The following is a 15,517-nucleotide window of genomic DNA, read 5'->3' as shown; positions in this document are numbered from 1 at the left end:
AATCTGCCCACTTCCGCTGTGACTAGGGGGAGTGGCGACTTATCAGGAAACACAAACGGTCGTGATATGGAGAACGCGCAGGTGATTGGTACTCTATGGTCGACATGAAATGCGACATTCCCGTTTGCGCATAAATCGCTCAAGTCTCAAGTAATTCTTGAACTTATTGGATGAGCGGAACGGTTGTCGGTAAGCCCCACGCGAGTTAGGTGCATATGGACTCCTCAACCCCCCAGAACTACTTGGCTGTCATCAAGGTGGTCGGCATCGGCGGCGGCGGTGTCAACGCTGTCAACCGCATGATCGAGGAAGGTCTGCGCGGCGTTGAGTTCATCGCCATCAACACCGATGCACAAGCACTGCTGATGTCGGACGCAGACGTCAAGCTCGACGTCGGTCGTGAACTGACCCGGGGCCTCGGCGCCGGAGCCAACCCGGATGTCGGACGCCAGGCTGCCGAGGACCACGAAGAAGAAATCCAGGAAGTGCTCAAGGGCGCTGACATGGTCTTCGTGACCGCCGGTGAAGGCGGCGGCACCGGCACCGGTGGCGCGCCGGTCGTTGCTCGCATCGCTCGCTCGCTGGGTGCCTTGACCATCGGTGTGGTCACCCGCCCGTTCACCTTCGAGGGACGTCGCCGCTCCAACCAGGCTGAGAACGGCATCGAGACCCTGCGCGACGAAGTGGACACGCTCATCGTGATCCCCAACGATCGTCTGCTCTCCATCTCGGACCGCAACGTGTCCATGCTGGATGCCTTCAAGTCCGCGGACCAGGTTCTGCTGTCCGGTGTCTCCGGCATCACCGATTTGATCACCACCCCGGGCCTGATCAACCTGGACTTCGCGGACGTCAAATCCGTCATGCAGGGGGCCGGTTCGGCACTCATGGGCATCGGCTCGGCGCAGGGTGAAGATCGCGCCGTCAAGGCTGCCGAACTCGCCATTGCGTCCCCGCTGCTCGAGGCATCCATTGACGGAGCTCACGGCGTGTTGCTGTCCATCCAGGGTGGCTCCGACCTTGGTTTGTTCGAGATCAACGAGGCCGCTCGCCTCGTCCAGGAAGTGGCTCACCCCGAGGCCAACATCATCTTCGGCGCCGTGATTGACGACGCCCTGGGTGATCAGGCCCGCGTCACCGTGATCGCCGCCGGTTTCGATTCCGTCTCGCAGGAGACCAACGCCAACAACTCCTCCCCGGCGGAGCGTCAGGCGGCCAACACCCGTGCTGCCTTCGGCGGCGACGCGTCGCGTCCCTCGGGCGTGGGTCGTTCCCCGCAGCGCGGTGGCTCTTCCTACGGCAACAACAACTCGCAGTCCTTCGGCTCCCGCCAGTCGCAGGAAGACGACATCCCGGATGACGCCGGCTTCGACGTCGATCTGCCCGCCGAGGGCGAGTCCTCGAACTCGTCATCCAACTCGTCCCGCAAGGATTCCCTGGATTTCCCGGATTTCCTGAAGTGAGTTGAGCGGGTTCTGCCCGCCGGGTTGACCCCCGAAAGATTGGATCACGGGGTGGGTATCGCCAAGCGGTACCCACCCCGTTGTCATGTGGTGAGGAGATGATGGGTCGTGTGGTTCACCGACCGGCACGCGGGTGCGGCCATTGCGTTCACGGACGCGGACGAGGGAAATGTTGCGGCGCACACCGGGGAGGACCCCTCGGAGGTAGCGGCCCATCGGGCCGCGCTCGAAGTGACGCTAGGACTGCCCGTGGGGTCCTTGAGATTCATGCGTCAGGTTCACGGGACCACCGTGGTGTCCTTCTCGACCGGTACCACCGACCACTCGAATGGCCAGGAGATGTCGAACGCCCCTGAAGCTCCCGAAGCGGACGCGGCGATCAGCGATGATGGCACACCCCTGGCCGTACTCACCGCGGACTGTCTTCCGGTCGTTTTCGTCGCCGAACGGGCCGAGATGACCGTCCCTCTCACGGCCGTGGCGCACGCCGGCCGGCGGGGCCTGCTGGACGGTGTACTTCAGAACACTGTTCGAGAACTGCGCGAGCGCGGTGCTGAATCCATCACGGCGTGGGTGGGGCCCGCGATTTGCGGCTCGTGCTACGAAGTCCCCGATGACATGCGTACCGAGTCGGCTGACCTGCTGCCCGGGATCGAGACCGTAACCTCGTGGCAGACCCCCGGGCTCGATCTGCCTGGAGCCGCCCGCACGCTGCTCGACGGTCTAGACGTCAGGGTGAGCGAGAGCAGTGCCGATCGTTCCGAATGGTGCACCCTGGAACACGATGTGCTCTATTCGTACCGGCGCGACAAGACGACCTCTCGCCTTGCGGGTGTTGTTTGGGTACCTTCGGCAACCACCTCCGCGGGAAAGGACACTCCGTGACGCATTCCGAAGACCAGATGCAGAGCACCGATGACGGTGCGCGCACCGCCGAACTGGCCCAGCGCCTGTCCGCGGTGAGACAGCGCATTCTCGAGGCGGCAGAGCAACGGACGGAGGACCGCGCCCACGGTGGTGAACTGCCCTCACTGATCGTGGTGACAAAATTCTTCCCCGCCCAAGATGTGGTGAGGCTGCGGGATCTGGGGGTGCGCGCCGTCGGCGAGAACAAGGACCAAGAAGCCCTGCCCAAGTCGCAGGAGGTGTCCGAGTCTTTGACCGAGCGGGAAGCGGACACGAGCGAGCCCGTGTGGCATTTCATCGGGCAACTCCAGTCCAATAAGGCCAAGCGGGTGGTGCGCTACGCAAGCTGGGTGCACTCTGTGGATCGAGAGTCACTGGTCGTTGCCCTGGGTAAGGCCGTGGGTAACCATCGCGCCGCCGTGGACCAGAACGACGTCGCCCCGGGCCCCGCAGCGACCGCCGACCTGAAGTGTTGCATCCAGGTGAACCTGGACCCGGAGGCGGAGGAAGATTCCCAGCGAGGTGGAGCGCACCCGGCTCGGGTGGCCGAGCTCGCACGGCTGATCGTCGACACCGACGGGCTGGAACTTGCGGGAGTGATGGCTGTGGCCCCCAAGGAGGGCGACCCCCGTGAGTCTTTCGAACGACTGTGGGAGATCTCCCAGCAATTGCAGAGAGAGCATCCCGGGGCCACCGCCGTCTCGGCGGGCATGAGCCGGGACCTGGAGGCCGCCGTGGCAGCGGGAGCCACTCACGTGCGCATCGGCTCGGATGTCCTCGGGCCGCGTCCCGCCGTGCGGTAGCGTAATGAGAGATAATTTCGCGGGTGACATTTCTGTCACTCGTCCAGTGATTGAGGAGAGACTATGGCCGGAGCGCTGCGTCGTACCATGATTTATCTCGGCCTCGCCGAGACCGACGACGACTACACCTCCGAAGAGACCAGCCGTCCCCGGGAAGTCACGCAGGCACCGGCAAGCGGTTCCACCGCAGTGGTCGGTGACAGCGGAAACGGTGCCGTGGCGCGCCGTTCCGCGGAGTATCGAGCCCCCGTGACGCCCATTAGAAGGGCTCCCAGTTCCCGAGAGGACGACAGCGAATTGCGCACCATCACCACTGTGCACCCCCGCTCCTACAACGACGCCAAGTCGATCGGTGAAGCGTTCCGTGACGGCACCCCCGTGATCATGAATGTGTCGGACATGGGCGAGGCCGAGGCCAAGCGCCTGGTGGACTTCGCCGCCGGTTTGGTGTTCGCCCTGCACGGTTCCATCGAACGTGTCACTGCCAAGGTGTTCTTGCTCACCCCCTCGTACGTCGAGGTGCGCGATCAGGGCCACACGAGTGACATTGACGAGGACACGGAGTCCTACGGACAGGCTGAGGGCTGATCGTGGATCTTCTCATCTCCGTTCTGTACCTGGTGGTCCACCTCGTCTATGTGGCGTTGCTGGGCCGTCTCGTGCTGGACTGGGTGCAGATGTTCGCCCGGAACTGGCGACCTCAGGGCATCGTGCTGATTGCGGCGTCGTTGATCTACTCGATCACGGACCCGCCCATGAATTTGTTGCGACGGGTGGTGCCACCGTTGCGATTCGGTGGTGTCGCCCTGGACCTGGGTTTCCTGATCTTGGTCTTCGCCGTGAGCATCATTCAATCGATCCTTTGGGGAATGCTCTTGCGGGGATAAGTTGCGGTGATACCCCGATCACCGCGCGTTGGTTACGCCGTAGTTGTATCCTTAGCGTTAGATATCTTGACCGAGGCCTGGCATTCGCGGCTTGATTAGAAGTAGGAGTGAAGCACTCACATGACTTTGACACCAGAAGACGTCATTAATAAGCGGTTCCAGCCCACCAAGTTCCGCGAGGGATACGACCAGGACGAGGTCGATGACTTCCTGGACGAGATCGTGGTCGAACTGCGTCGTCTGAACCAGGAGAACGAGGACCTGCGCAAGCAGGTTGAAACCTCCGGTGGCCAGGCGGCGACTGAGGGTCGCAGCGACTCCGCTGTTTCCGCACCGGTTGCACCCAAGGAAGCCGTCGAGGTCTCCGAGACCACCGAGGTTCGCGAGACCACTACTCCTGCTTCCGCTGCGGCTCCCACCGCGACGGCAACTGCGGGTACCACCACGGATGCAGGCCAGCCCGGCACCGAATCTGCCGAGTCCGCCGCGGGCGTGCTCGCCATGGCCCAGAAGCTCCACGACGAGTACGTGGCGCAGGGTCGTTCCGAGCGCGAACGTCTCATCTCCGAAGGCCGCACCCAGGCCGACAAGCTCGTTTCCGATGGCAAGCGGACCAAGGAAGAGACTCTCTCCACGCTGGAGAAGGAAAAGTCCCGTCTGGAAGCTTCCGTCAGCGAACTGCGTACTTTCGAACGCGATTACCGCAGCAATCTGAAGAACTTCATTAACGGTCAGCTGCGTGACATCGATTCCACCGGTTCATTGGCGCCCAGCAACGCGCCCTCCGGTAACGCTTCGAACCGCACCGTGGTCAAGTAACACTCGGTGTCGCATCAAGCTCGCGAGGCAGCGGCGGCTCCCACACCTTCGGGTCGGGGCCGCCGCTGCCTCATTCTGTCCTTGCTCGTTGCCGCGCTGATCTATGGCGCTGACCAGCTCACCAAGCTGTGGGTCGTGGCCGAACTGCCCCTGGGCCAGCAGTTCCCGGTGATTCCGGGATTGCTGTGGTGGCAGCACATCCGCAACAGTGGCGCTGCCTTCTCACTGGGGTCGGATTTCACATGGATCTTCACGGTTGTGATGGCCGTGGTGGTGGTGTTCATCGCCTTCACCCTGCGTAAGGTTCGGCACTCGTTCTGGGCCGTGGGCCTGGGTCTGGTGCTCGGCGGCGCCGCGGGTAATCTCACCGACCGCTTGTTCCGCGAGCCGAGTTTCGGTCAGGGGCACGTGGTCGATTTCATCGCCGTGCCGAACTTCGCGATCTTCAACCTTGCCGATTGCGGCGTGGTCGTGGGTATTGCGGTGATCATGGTCCTGATCCTGGGCGACCGGGACCTGACGCAGCCCGCTGGGCATCGCGGCGTCAAGGCCGACCAATCCGCCACGCAGGAACCAGAGACCGAAGGACCCAGCCCCAAGAATGACTGACTCCCGCACCCGTCCCACAGGTTCCGAACCCGAGTTCGTCGCCGAGCGCTTCACCGTGTCCGACGCACTCGACGGTGCCCGCGCCGACGCCGCCGTCGCGGCTTGGACGGGCCTGTCACGGTCCGCGGCGGCCCAGTTATGCGCCGACGACCGTGTGCTGTTCAAGGGGCGGCCGGTGGCCAAGTCCCACCGCGTGGAGACGTCGGAGACCTACGCGGTGGAGGTCCCGGTACCTGAGGATCCCACGCGCATCGCACCCCAGCATGTGGCCGATCTGCAGCTGGTTCACGTGACGCCCAGCTACGTGGTGGTCGACAAGCCGGCGGGTGTCGCAGCCCACCCGTCACCCGGGTGGAAGGGACCCACAGTGGTTGGGGCGTTGGCCGGAGCGGGAGTGTCCATTTCCACGTCGGGCGCACCCGAGCGGCAGGGGATCGTGCACCGCCTGGACGTGGGAACCTCCGGGCTGATGGTCGTGGCTCGCAACGAGAACGCGTACACCGTGCTCAAAAGGGCCTTCAAGGAACGCACGGTGACCAAGGTGTACCACACGGTGGTGCAGGGAATTCCTGATCCGCTCAAGGGCACCATCGATGCACCCATTGGTCGTCACCCCGGACACGAATGGCGTTTCGCCGTGCTCGAAGACGGCCGTGATTCCATCACCCACTACGAGGTGCTGGAGGCCTTCGGACGCGCATCGTTGGTGGAGGTGCACCTGGAAACCGGACGCACCCACCAGATTCGCGTTCACTTCTCCGCCCTCAAGCACGCGTGTGCGGGGGACCTGACGTACGGAGCAGATCCAGCGCTCTCAGCCGGGCTTGGCTTGACTCGGCAGTGGTTGCACGCCAAGAGGCTCGGTTTCGCTCACCCGGAAACGGGGGAGTACGTGGAATACGAGAGCGCGTATCCCGCGGACCTCGCGTTTGCGGTGGAAACGCTCAGGGACGGCGGACCGCAACTGTGAACGCGCCGGGACCGTGGTCGGAACGATCCGTGACCGAGGGCAACTGGGCGGGTGAGCGGCGTCGTCGTCGGGGATCGCGGGGATGAGGCATAGATCGCTCCCGCCGGAACGTGAGGTTGTCGGTGACCCGCCCTAGACTGGTCCGGTGACCACGGCGACCGGCAAAAAAGGCTTTACCCACCTCCACGTACACACCGAGTACTCGATGCTCGACGGTGCAGCGCGCCTGGACGATTTGTTCGAGGAATGCCACCGGCAAGGCATGGACTCGCTGGCGACAACGGACCACGGGTTCGTGTTCGGTGCGTTCGATTTCTGGAACCGCGCGCGCAACGCCGGCATCAAACCGATCATCGGCGTGGAAGCGTACCTGACCCCGGGCACCGCCCGTCAGGATCGAACGCGCGTGAAATTTGCGGACGGCGGCCGTGACGACGTCTCGGGCGGTGGCGCGTATACCCACATGACGCTGCTGGCCGAAACGAGCCAGGGTATGCAGAACCTCTTTCGCGCCTCGACTAAGGCGTCCCTGGAAGGGCAGCTCTACAAACCGCGTATGGACCGGGAGCTGTTGAACCAATACGGCAAGGGCCTGATTGCGACCACCGGTTGCCCGTCCGGTGAGGTGCAGACCCGACTGCGCCTGGGACAGTACGACCAGGCTGTGCAGGCGGCCGCCGAGTACCGCGATATCTTCGGCGCCGAGAACTTCTACTGCGAACTCATGGACCACGGTCTGGGCATCGAAAAGCGTGTCACGCAGGACCTGTTGAAGCTCGCCAAGGAACTCAACCTGCCGCTCGTGGCCACCAACGATCTGCACTACACCCACGCGGAGGATGCCAAGTCCCACGCCGCGCTGCTGTGCGTGCAGTCGGGTTCCACACTGCAGGATCCCAAACGTTTCAAATTCGACGCGGACGAGTTCTACCTCAAATCCCCGGAGCAGATGCGCGAGCTGTTCCGCGATTTCCCTGAGGCCTGCGACAACACGCTGGAAATCGCCGAGCGCTGCAACGTGGAGTTCGACACCACCGCCAACTACATGCCCCGATTCCCCGTTCCCGAGGGCGAGAACGAAGAGTCCTGGTTCGTCAAAGAAGTCGAAAAGGGGTTGCACTACCGGTTCCCGAGCGGCATCCCTGATGACGTCCGTGAGCAGGCGGAGTACGAAAAGGGCATCATCATCCAGATGGGCTTCCCGGGGTACTTCCTGGTCGTGGCCGACTTCATCAACTGGGCCAAGGACAACGGTATCCGCGTGGGGCCCGGGCGTGGTTCCGGTGCCGGTTCCATGGTCGCGTACGCCATGCGTATCACGGAGCTCAACCCGCTCCAGCACGGACTGATCTTCGAGCGCTTCCTCAACCCGGACCGCGTGTCCATGCCCGACTTCGACGTCGACTTCGATGATCGGCGCCGTTCCGAGGTCATCCACTACGTGACCGAGAAGTACGGCGACGAGCGCGTGGCCATGATCGTCACCTACGGCACCATTAAGGCCAAGCAGGCGCTCAAGGACTCATCCCGCGTGCTCGGTTACCCGTTCTCGATGGGTGAGAAGCTCACCAAGGCCATGCCGCCGGACGTCATGGGCAAGGGCATTTCGCTCAAAGACGTCTACGACCAGGACGCCAAGCGCTACGACGAGGCCGGCGAGCTCCGGGACACCCTGGCCGATGATCCGGAGTCCATGAAGGTCTTCGAAACCGCGCAGGGCCTGGAAGGGCTCAAGCGTCAGTGGGGTGTGCACGCGGCGGGTGTGATCATGTCCTCGGACCCGCTCATCGACATCATCCCGCTCATGCGCCGCGAGCAGGACGGCCAGGTGATCACCCAGTTCGATTACCCCACGTGTGAGGGTCTGGGCCTGATCAAGATGGACTTTCTGGGGCTGCGAAACCTCACGATCATCTCGGACGCCATCGAGAACATCACCCTTAACAGAGACGGTTTCGTGCTCGATCTGGAACAGCTGGACGTGGACGACAAGGAGTCCTACGACCTGCTGGCCCGCGGTGAGACGCTGGGCGTGTTCCAGCTGGACGGCGGGCCCATGCGCCAGTTGCTCAAGCTGATGCGCCCGGACAACTTCGAGGACATTTCCGCGACCATCGCCCTGTACCGTCCAGGTCCCATGGGCGCGAATTCGCACACCAATTACGCGCTGCGTAAGAACGGCGCGCAGGAGATCACGCCCATCCACCCTGAGCTGGAAGAACCGCTCGCGGAGATTCTTGATACGACCTACGGCCTGATCGTGTATCAGGAGCAGGTGATGGCGATCGCGCAGAAGGTGGCCGGCTACTCGTTGGGCCAGGCAGACATTCTGCGCCGCGCCATGGGTAAGAAGAAGAAGTCGGAGCTGGACAAGCAGTACAAGGGCTTCCACCAGGGCATGATCGACCGCGGGTACTCCGAGGCGGCCATCAAGTCGCTGTGGGACATCCTGCTCCCGTTCTCCGACTACGCGTTCAACAAAGCGCACTCCGCTGCTTACGGTCTGGTGTCCTACTGGACCGCCTACCTCAAGGCGCACTACCCGGCCGAATACATGGCGGCACTGCTCACCTCTGTGGGCGACGACAAGGACAAGCTGGCCCTCTACCTCACCGAGTGCCGCCACATGGGCATCACGGTGCTCCCGCCGGACGTCAACGAGTCCGAGCTGAACTTCACTCCTGTGGGCACGGACATCCGGTTCGGCATGGGAGCCGTGCGCAACGTGGGTGCCAACGTGGTCCAGGCGATGGTCAACGCCCGCAACGAGAAGGAACGCTTCACGTCCTTCAACGACTTCCTGGCCAAGGTGCCCGCGGTGGTCTGCAATAAGCGCACCATCGAGTCCATGATCAAGGCTGGCGCGTTCGATCAACTCGGACACACCCGCCGCGGCCTGGTCATGTGTCACGAGCAGGCCGTGGAAGACGTGGTCGCCCAGAAGAAGAAGGAAGACAACGGCGAATTCACCTTCGATCTCTTCGCGATGGGCGGTTCCGACGATCCCGAGAGCGACACGTTCTCGGTCGAGGTTCCCGACGTCCCCGAGTGGGAGCGCAAGGACATGCTCGCCTTCGAGCGCGAGATGCTGGGCTTGTACGTCTCGGACCACCCATTGCGCGGGCTCGACGACGCCCTGAGCCAGTACACGGACACGGCCATCCAGCCGCTGTTGTCCGATGACAACAACCGGCCCGACGGTGCCATTGTCACCGTGGGTGGCATGATCACCTCTCTCTCGCGACGCATTGCCAAGACCTCGGGTAACGCGTACGCCCGGATCGAGCTCGAGGACCGCTCGGGTTCCATCGAGATCATGTTCTTCGGCAAGGCCTACGCTCCGATTGCCGGGGTGCTCGCGGAGGACCTGATCTGTGTGATCAAGGGCCGTATGCAGCGCCGCGACGACGGGTCCATCTCGATCTCCGCGCAGGAACTCACGGTTCCGGAACTCAGTATGGATGGCTCGGCCGGCCCGGTGTGCGTGGCATTGCCGGAGCACCGCGCCACGGAAGCCACCATCCGCCAGATCGGGGAGGTGCTGCGCAATCACCGCGGCGAGTCTGAAGTGCGCATTCACCTGGACACCCACCGGTCACTGCAAGTGCTTCGGCTGGGCCCTGATTATCGGGTGAATCCCACTCCGGCGTTGTTCGGGGATCTCAAGGTGCTGTTGGGACCGGCCTGCCTGGAGGCGTAACCGGGCATCTGGAGGTCAGGCGCGTGCGATTGGTGCCTCGAGTATCCAGGGCCGGGGATACCCGGGGCTGTGGCCGCGCGCTTGTAGAATGGAAGGGTGACTGAACAAACCCTGGATTCTGCAACCGCAACCACTCCCTCCGGCTTCCTGCGGGTCATTGACCTGCGCGGACAGCACCTGAGCTGGAACGAGCTGCGTCATGCGGTACCCCGGCAGACGGCGTCGTCCGTGGCGGAGGCCGAAGCCAGCGTGCGATCGATCATTGAGAACGTTCAGACCAACGGCGCTGCCGCGATCCGCGAGTACGCCCAGAAGTTCGACGGCGTGGACCAGGGCCGGATCAAGGTTGATCCGGCAGAGATCCAGAAGGCCGTTGCCGAGCTGGATCCCGCCGTGCGCAAGGGCCTGGAAACCGCCATCGACCGGACACGTCGCTTCGCCAAGGCCCAACGCCCGGCGGACGTCGAGGTGGAGATCGCGCCCGGTGCCGTCCTGAACCACCGTTGGACCCCGGTCAAGCGTGCGGGCCTCTACATTCCCGGCGGGCTGGCCGTGTACCCCTCGTCCGTGATCATGAACGTCGTGCCCGCGCAGGCGGCCGGCGTGGAGTCCGTGGTGCTGTGCACCCCGCCGCAAAAGGACTTCGGTGGCCTCCCGCACCCCGTCATTCTCGCCGCAGCTGGTCTACTCGAAGTGGATGAGGTCTGGGCCATCGGTGGTGCGCAGTCGCTGGCCGCCATGGCCTACGGCCTGACTGACGGCCAGGATGAGCTGGAACCCGTGAACACGGTGACCGGTCCGGGCAATATCTTCGTGGCGATGGCCAAGCGTCAGCTGCGCTCCATCGTGGGCGTGGACGCTGAGGCAGGCACCACCGAGATCGCGATCATTGCCGATGACAGCGCCGACGCTCGTTTTGTCGCGGCAGACCTGATTTCCCAGGCCGAACATGATCCGGATGCGGGTTCGGTACTGATCACCGATTCTTTGGAGTTCGCCCAAGCCGTCGAAGCCGAGTTGGCCCCTCAGGTCGCCGAGGCGAAGCACCAGGAACGCATCGGGATTGCCCTGCGCGGCCCCCAGTCCGGTGTGGTGCTCACGGACAACCTGGACCGCTCCATCGAAGTGGCCGATGCCTACGCCGCCGAGCACCTCGAAATCCACACCGAGAACGCTCGCGAGGTAGCGGGTCGAGTGCGCAACGCCGGGGCCATCTTCATCGGCTCCTACAGCCCCGTCCCGCTGGGTGACTACGCGGCCGGGTCCAACCACGTGCTGCCCACCGGCGGCACGGCGGTCTTCAATTCGGGTCTGCACGCGGCGTCGTTCATGAAGGCCGTGCAGGTCATCGAGTACAGCCGGGACGCCTTGGCCGAGCTCGAGGACGACATCGTGGCACTGGCCACGAGCGAAGATCTGCCCGCCCACGGCCGGGCCGTGACCATCCGCTCCGAAGCATCCGGCCGGGAAGGCTGATCCGTGCACTGCCCGTTCTGCCGACACAATGACTCCAAGGTGGTCGATTCCCGCACCACCGATGACGGCACCGCCATTCGACGGCGCCGTCAGTGCACGGAGTGCGGGCGACGATTCTCCACGTTAGAAACCACCTCGATCTCGGTGATCAAACGCTCCGGCGTGACCGAGCCGTTCGACCGCCAGAACATCGTGAACGGCGTGCGCAAGGCGTGCCAGGGTCGTCCGGTGAGCGAGGACGACCTGGCGATGCTTGCTCAAGAGGTCGAAGAATCGGTGCGCGCCTCCGGTTCAGCCGAGATCGACGCCCACGATGTGGGCCTGGCGATCCTCACCCCGCTGCGGCGCCTGGACGTGGTGGCCTACTTGCGGTTCGCCTCGGTGTACCAGGCCTTCGAGGGTCTCGAGGACTTCGAGCGCGCCATCGACGTGCTGCGCGAGCAGCAAGCGGAACTGGCCGGCCAGCAGACCCTGGTGCCGGACACGTCCCGTCGGACCACCGCACCGGCCGCCGCACGACGCCGCCCGGCGCGCAAGCCATCGCAAGGAACCGCAGCGGCGTCGTCGCCGGCAACGGCGAATGAGGCGGGGGAGAGCGAGCCCAAGCCCCGGCGCAAACGCCCGGCCAAGAAACAGCAGGAAACCGCCACTCAGCCGCGTTTGCTGTAGCCTCGTCAACCTTCGCCTAGTCTGGGCAACAGAAGTCCCAGTTGAACCCCCGGTGCCGAAGGGAACGTGCGTGGCCAAGAATCCGGAACACCTTCCGCCATACAAGAAGTGGGACTGGCTCTGGCGGTCGACCTTCGAGCTGGAGTACCGGGGCTCATTACTGGTTGCGGACGTGGACTTCTTCGATTTCTCGGAGAAGATCCGGTTGTACCGGGACGGCAAGTTTGTGGCAGTAGACAGCTCGCCCGCCCGATTGCGCGTGGACGATTACGCGACCGTGGAAGCGGCTTTGTCCCTGTACGGGATGCAATACGTGCGGCTGGTTTATCTGGACGGCCGTCGCGCCGAATCATTCCGGCCAAGCGCGGGGACGGGCGAGGACCGGCGTGCGAAATTCTCGGCCAATCACCCGACGGCTGACAGGATCATTTCCGCTTGTTCCTGGATTGTGTTGGTCCTGGCTCTGGTGACCCAGATTCCGGAACTCCTGAATTTTCTGGGACGGCTGCTCGACTTCACCGTTCCCACGTTCGACCTGCCGGGCTGGCTGAACACTGCCCTGCAGATCGGCGGCATCCTGGCCGGGTTGGACCGCGCGCTACGCATGAAATTCAATCGCTGGATCGACGACACACACCTCTAGGCGCCGTTCGGGGAATTCGCAGCCTGACCGGTAAGAATACGGCGCACACTAATTCAAGGAGAGTCTCGTTATGCGCGGTGTCATGATTCACGCCCCCGGCGATATCCGAGTCGAAGATCGCCCGGACCCGGTCATCGAAGAACCCACGGACGCGATCATCCGCATGGCGGCCACCTGCATTTGTGGTTCCGATCTGTGGCCCTACCGCGGCTACGGCGATATCTCCGAACCCGCACCCATGGGGCATGAGTACGTGGGCGTGGTCGAAGAAATCGGTGCCGACGTCAAGAACCTGAAGGTCGGGGATTTCGTGATCGGCTCTTTCTTCGCCTCGGACAACACGTGCGAAATTTGCCAGGACGGTTACCAGAGCCGCTGCGTGAACAACGTGGGCATGGGCGGGATCGGCACGCAGTCCGAGTATGCGCGCATTCCCCTGGCCGACGGCACCCTGGTCGCCACCCCGTCCCAGCCGGCCGACGAGCAGATTCCGCACTTGCTGGCTGCCTCGGACGTCCTGGGCACCGGATGGTTCGCCGCAGTGGCGGCCGGGGTCGGGCCGGGCAAGACGGTAGCGGTGGTCGGCGACGGCGCCGTGGGCCTTTCCGGGGTTCTCGCCGCCAAGCAGCTGGGCGCCGAGCGCATCATTGCCATGAGCCGACACAAGAATCGCCAAGCCCTGGCCACCAAGTTTGGCGCCACCGACATCGTCGAGGAACGCGGCGACGACGGCGTCGAGAAAATCAAAGAACTGATCGGGGGACTGGGCGCGCACTGCGTCATCGAGGCTGTGGGAACGCAAGAAGCCATGCAACAGGCCATCAAGTCCACGCGTCCGGGTGGGCACGTGGGATTCGTGGGCGTCTCGCACGGTGTGTCCATCGACGGCGGTCAGCTCTTCATGTCCGAGGTGCACCTACATGGCGGTCCCGCTCCGGTGCGACGGTTCCTGCCGGAGCTGATCGACCTGATCATGAAGGGTGAGATCACCCCGGGCGATGTCTTCGACCTGACACTGCCGCTAGAAAAGGCCGCGGAGGGTTACACGGCCATGGACGAACGTCGAGCCACCAAGGTGTTGCTGACCGTTTGAGCGGTCAGCGGACGGGATCCGCTGCCGCACCGTCGGTCGCGGGGTCCTCGAACGGCGCCCCGCCCAGGGCCTGCTCCTGCCAGTGCGTCACCACCCAGCGGTCGTCGGAGCTCTCGATCACCACGGCGCCAGTATTGGAGAGCGCGTTGTGCGCCACGAAATCCACGCCGATGTTCTCGCACCGGGCCGCAGTCCAGGCACGGATGATGGCACCGTGGGACACGAGGATGGGGACGTCTCCGTCTGCTGCGCTGTCGATGGCTTCCGACACGACGGCGTCGAATCGCCGGATCACGTCGTGGCCGTTCTCTTCGGAGCCCGGGATCCGAGCGTTCCAGTTACCCGCGGACCAGCCCACGGCGGTGCGGACGTACGTCTGAATCGATTCCTCGTCGTTGGCCATTTCCAGGTCACCCGCCGAGATCTCTCGGAGACCTTCGCGCACCAGAGGCTCCAAACCGAAGTGGCGAGCCAGGGGAGCGGCGGTCTGCTGCGTCCTCACGAGGTTGGACACGAACATCGTTCGGACTGGTTCGCTCCTTAATGTGTCCACGAGCGCTTCGGCCTGTTCTCGTCCGAGCTCCGTCAGATCTGCACCGGGTTCCGCGGTGTCCAAGCAATGACCGACATTGGAGCTGGTCTGACCGTGTCGAACGAGAATGAGCCGCAAGAGTGAAATCACCTTTCGATGGTGGGAGCGTGAACCGAGACTGCGCGGCCCAACGCGTATTCCACCATTCTGACCGGTGTTGTGTGCCAGGCGAAACCGAGGTCAAGTTCACCCGGCGAGGGAAACTCTGGTGGCGCCGTCACCACAGGTCTACTGTCAAAGGCATCAACCGTCGGTTGCCTTGCCGTGCGTGGGACAGCCCACTTGAGCGGAGAACGCCATGAATGAGAATGGCACCAACGATCCGGTCCGGGTCATGCAACGAATGTTCGAGGAAGGTTTCGCCACCGGTGACGGGGCAGTGGCGGATGAGTTATGTTCCCCGGACATGATCGATCACCAATTCGGCTTGGCGGGCACCGGCGCGGAAGCTATTGAGCATGTGAAAGCTGCCATGGCGGATGTGCACGGAGCTTTCCCGGACATCAAGTTCACCATTGAAGATTCAACAACGACTCCTGGCCCACAAGGTGACACAGTCTGGGTCCGTGCTCATGGGCACGGCACTAATACAGGTCCATTTTTCGGACCACCCACCGGTTGTGAAGTGGACTTCACCGTGATCGACGTTGCACGGGTGGTGGACGGGCAGATCGTCGAGCACTGGGGAGTGCCGGACCGATTCGCTCTGCTGGCCCAAACGGGTGTCCTGGGCCGACTGACATCCCAGTCCTGATCAAAGCACCAAGGGAGCGCCCATGAGTAAGAGCCAGCGCTGAGGGAGCTATGCCGATTACCGGCTCTTCAGAGTTGAGTGTGGGCGCGCCGGTGGTGCGGGGTAGCTGGGGATAGACGTCGAGGTCCTCGAT

General features: G+C 63.6%; 15 protein-coding genes. 14 read left to right on the top strand and 1 reads right to left on the bottom strand.

The features are described 5' to 3' along the window. Nucleotides 1-215: 215 nt before the first annotated feature. The 13 genes from ftsZ (at nucleotide 216) to RF638_RS11265 (ending at nucleotide 14,038) form a co-directional block, all read left to right on the top strand. Nucleotides 216-1,463 carry a cell division protein FtsZ gene (gene ftsZ / locus RF638_RS11325; RefSeq protein WP_016995772.1) on the top strand — a complete coding sequence of 416 codons (1,248 nt, stop codon included), beginning with the start codon at nucleotides 216-218 and terminating at the stop codon, nucleotides 1,461-1,463. 108 nt (nucleotides 1,464-1,571) lie between these two features. After that, a complete protein-coding gene (locus RF638_RS11320; RefSeq protein WP_368842052.1) occupies nucleotides 1,572-2,348 on the top strand; it encodes a polyphenol oxidase family protein in 777 nt (258 codons plus the stop codon). Nucleotides 2,349-2,365: 17 nt separating this feature from the next. Then, nucleotides 2,366-3,172 carry a YggS family pyridoxal phosphate-dependent enzyme gene (locus tag RF638_RS11315; protein WP_129701172.1) on the top strand — a complete coding sequence of 269 codons (807 nt, stop codon included), beginning with the start codon at nucleotides 2,366-2,368 and terminating at the stop codon, nucleotides 3,170-3,172. A 63-nt stretch (nucleotides 3,173-3,235) separates the two neighbouring features. Next, nucleotides 3,236-3,760: a cell division protein SepF gene (locus tag RF638_RS11310; RefSeq protein WP_095798400.1), complete on the top strand. Its 525-nt coding sequence runs from the start codon at nucleotides 3,236-3,238 to the stop codon at nucleotides 3,758-3,760. A 2-nt stretch (nucleotides 3,761-3,762) separates the two neighbouring features. Next, on the top strand, nucleotides 3,763-4,059 hold the full coding sequence (locus RF638_RS11305; RefSeq protein ID WP_095798401.1) for a YggT family protein: 297 nt from the start codon (nucleotides 3,763-3,765) through the stop codon (nucleotides 4,057-4,059). A 120-nt stretch (nucleotides 4,060-4,179) separates the two neighbouring features. Further along, on the top strand, nucleotides 4,180-4,878 hold the full coding sequence (locus RF638_RS11300) for a DivIVA domain-containing protein (RefSeq protein ID WP_368842051.1): 699 nt from the start codon (nucleotides 4,180-4,182) through the stop codon (nucleotides 4,876-4,878). Between the two features lie 6 nt (nucleotides 4,879-4,884). Beyond that, a complete protein-coding gene (gene lspA / locus RF638_RS11295; protein WP_368842050.1) occupies nucleotides 4,885-5,487 on the top strand; it encodes a signal peptidase II in 603 nt (200 codons plus the stop codon). Next, entirely contained in the window at nucleotides 5,480-6,457 is a 978-nt protein-coding gene (locus RF638_RS11290; RefSeq protein WP_368842049.1) for an RluA family pseudouridine synthase, read from the top strand. The genes lspA and RF638_RS11290 overlap by 8 nt, the downstream gene beginning before the upstream one ends. Before the next feature lie 145 nt (nucleotides 6,458-6,602). Continuing rightward, entirely contained in the window at nucleotides 6,603-10,157 is a 3,555-nt protein-coding gene (gene dnaE, locus RF638_RS11285; RefSeq protein ID WP_368842048.1) for a DNA polymerase III subunit alpha, read from the top strand. A 96-nt stretch (nucleotides 10,158-10,253) separates the two neighbouring features. Beyond that, the gene (gene hisD / locus RF638_RS11280) at nucleotides 10,254-11,633 is read left to right on the top strand and encodes a histidinol dehydrogenase (protein WP_368842047.1); all 1,380 of its coding nucleotides are present in this window, start codon (nucleotides 10,254-10,256) and stop codon (nucleotides 11,631-11,633) included. A 3-nt stretch (nucleotides 11,634-11,636) separates the two neighbouring features. Beyond that, nucleotides 11,637-12,302, top strand: coding sequence for a transcriptional regulator NrdR (nrdR, locus tag RF638_RS11275; RefSeq protein ID WP_368630913.1), 666 nt, complete (start codon nucleotides 11,637-11,639; stop codon nucleotides 12,300-12,302). A gap of 70 nt (nucleotides 12,303-12,372) precedes the next feature. Continuing rightward, the gene (locus tag RF638_RS11270) at nucleotides 12,373-12,945 is read left to right on the top strand and encodes a hypothetical protein (protein WP_095798407.1); all 573 of its coding nucleotides are present in this window, start codon (nucleotides 12,373-12,375) and stop codon (nucleotides 12,943-12,945) included. Between the two features lie 70 nt (nucleotides 12,946-13,015). Next, nucleotides 13,016-14,038 (top strand): zinc-dependent alcohol dehydrogenase family protein, encoded by a 1,023-nt coding sequence (locus RF638_RS11265; RefSeq protein WP_368842046.1) that lies wholly within the window; start codon nucleotides 13,016-13,018, stop codon nucleotides 14,036-14,038. Nucleotides 14,039-14,042: 4 nt separating this feature from the next. Here RF638_RS11265 and RF638_RS11260 read toward each other — a convergent pair whose 3' ends face one another. Further along, entirely contained in the window at nucleotides 14,043-14,720 is a 678-nt protein-coding gene (locus RF638_RS11260) for a histidine phosphatase family protein (RefSeq protein ID WP_368842045.1), read from the bottom strand. A 208-nt stretch (nucleotides 14,721-14,928) separates the two neighbouring features. On the opposite strand from RF638_RS11260, the gene RF638_RS11255 reads away from it, so the two are divergent. Then, complete coding sequence (locus RF638_RS11255; RefSeq protein ID WP_368842044.1) at nucleotides 14,929-15,384, top strand: ester cyclase; 456 nt, start codon at nucleotides 14,929-14,931, stop codon at nucleotides 15,382-15,384. Nucleotides 15,385-15,517: the final 133 nt, after the last annotated feature.

This window comes from Kocuria sp. CPCC 205235 (assembly GCF_040980905.1).
GTDB classification, from domain to species: domain Bacteria; phylum Actinomycetota; class Actinomycetes; order Actinomycetales; family Micrococcaceae; genus Kocuria; species Kocuria carniphila.
Note: the sequence above shows the minus strand (reverse complement) of the source record. Positions and strands in the feature narration are given on the sequence as shown.